This window comes from Paenibacillus koleovorans NBRC 103111 (assembly GCF_004000845.1).
In the GTDB taxonomy this organism is placed as follows: domain Bacteria; phylum Bacillota; class Bacilli; order Paenibacillales; family NBRC-103111; genus Paenibacillus_AA; species Paenibacillus_AA koleovorans.
The window spans coordinates 1-1,537 of the sequence record NZ_BIMA01000244.1 but is presented as its reverse complement, the minus strand read 5'-3'; the positions used below and the strand labels follow the sequence as shown (position 1 = coordinate 1,537).

General features: G+C 36.4%; 2 protein-coding genes and 1 pseudogene. All 3 read left to right on the top strand.

The annotated features are described in order from the left end of the window. Positions 1 to 279 (top strand): annotated as a pseudogene (locus PKO02S_RS31985) (IS110 family RNA-guided transposase); the annotation flags it as partial. 103 nt (positions 280 to 382) lie between these two features. Then, positions 383 to 1,012 (top strand): hypothetical protein, encoded by a 630-nt coding sequence (locus PKO02S_RS31980; RefSeq protein WP_127589332.1) that lies wholly within the window; start codon positions 383 to 385, stop codon positions 1,010 to 1,012. Between the two features lie 24 nt (positions 1,013 to 1,036). Next, positions 1,037 to 1,492, top strand: coding sequence for a hypothetical protein (locus PKO02S_RS31975; protein ID WP_127589330.1), 456 nt, complete (start codon positions 1,037 to 1,039; stop codon positions 1,490 to 1,492). Positions 1,493 to 1,537: the final 45 nt, after the last annotated feature.

The window sequence follows — 1,537 nt, the reverse complement described above, 5'->3', positions numbered from 1 at the left end:
GGTGTGGTCAAACACAAGAAAACGAATCAAGGCAATCGGGTTATGCATGAGTTATTCTTTCAACTGGCGTGCCGTCAATTGGCATTGTCCAGAAGGCATAAGGAGCCGCGCAATCCGATATTCCTGGCCTATTACCACAAGAAGCAGTCCGAAGGCAAGACCAAGGGCCAAGCGATCGTCTGCATCATGAGGAAGCTGGTCAACATTGTGTTCAAGATGCTGAAAAACAAGACGGCCTACACGCTGCCGCCTGCTCCGCCAAAGGAAAATGCTGTATAATTAAGGCTAGGTAGAGTGAGGGTTTATCGTTCAGGATACGTATGAAGGGGATATTACGAATCCACTGAGTTTGAATCTTTATGTTTATGCGGGGAATAATCCAATGTTCTACATCGATCCCTCTGGTCATGTTTGGAAGTGGGTCGGTAATGCATGGCAAGCAACCAAAACGTTTATAAGTAATGAGGTCGATGCTTTTATCGAGGTGAATTCCTCTTGGGAATCAAGCCTAAATTATTGGAGCATGGGTCTGATAGGAAAGATACAAGAAATTAGTCAGAATGATCCTTGGAGTCTTAAAAATGTTATTGATAATGCAGAATTATTTATGTATATGCCTGCCTTAAAATTAGAGGGGAAAGCAGCTGAAGCTCTCTCGAAAGAGATTTCAGTTCTAAAAACTTACTTATCGGATCTTGGTGTTAGAAGGCAATATTATAATGAAATCCAGGATCTCGGCGCAATGGAGCAGAGTATGAGAAGTCTGGGTGTATCAAGTGAAAATATTGCACGATCAATGCATCAAGCAAGACGTGAACTGGGCGTGAAATATAAAAATCTAACATCTTCAGAACAATTAAAAGCAATATATGCTCGAAACCTTGAGAAATATGGGGATAAATTAGGACCTACATTTGAATGGCTGATAAATAATGGTAAATCTTATGATGATATTATTGAAAGTTCTAAAAGAACTTCAAAAGAATTTAATGCGTTGGCAGGCATCGAATAACTCGAATAAGTTGGAGGTTATAGAATGACCAATTTTATAGAAATAAATAATTTAATTCTTGAAAATAGAAATACATGGAAAGAATTGTTGTTGTTTAATATTGTGAGTGGTGAAAAAAAAGTGTTAGCAAGAACAGAGGAGAGTAAAAAAATTCAGGGCCATTATGAGTATTATGATGGAAATTTAATCATGTTGTTCAGGATTGATAATAATATTTATTTAGATATCAATGGAGAGAGAGTATGCTTAAATGATGATGGAAGTAAGATTAATTTTTCTAGAATGGATCGTGACAATTATTTTTCTGTTGAAAAAGACAATAAAAAGATATTTGAAATTACTTACCCGTCATGGGAATATGATGCATTAAACATGGTGGATCCGAGTTTTAATGAACAAATGGAGGAATGCCAAGACATTTTTCTTTTTATTCACAATGTCGCACAAGATAGAACTCGACTACAGAGATTGTATATTTAATCTAGTAGATGTTGCATTTGTAATAAAGGATTGAGTAAGCAATAA

What these genes read in the sequence shown, in the direction of transcription:
- PKO02S_RS31975 (WP_127589330.1), top strand. Translation starts at nt 1,037, where the DNA reads ATGACCAATTTTATAGAAATAAATAATTTAATTCTTGAAAATAGAAAT.
- PKO02S_RS31980 (WP_127589332.1), top strand. Translation starts at nt 383, where the DNA reads ATGTTCTACATCGATCCCTCTGGTCATGTTTGGAAGTGGGTCGGTAAT.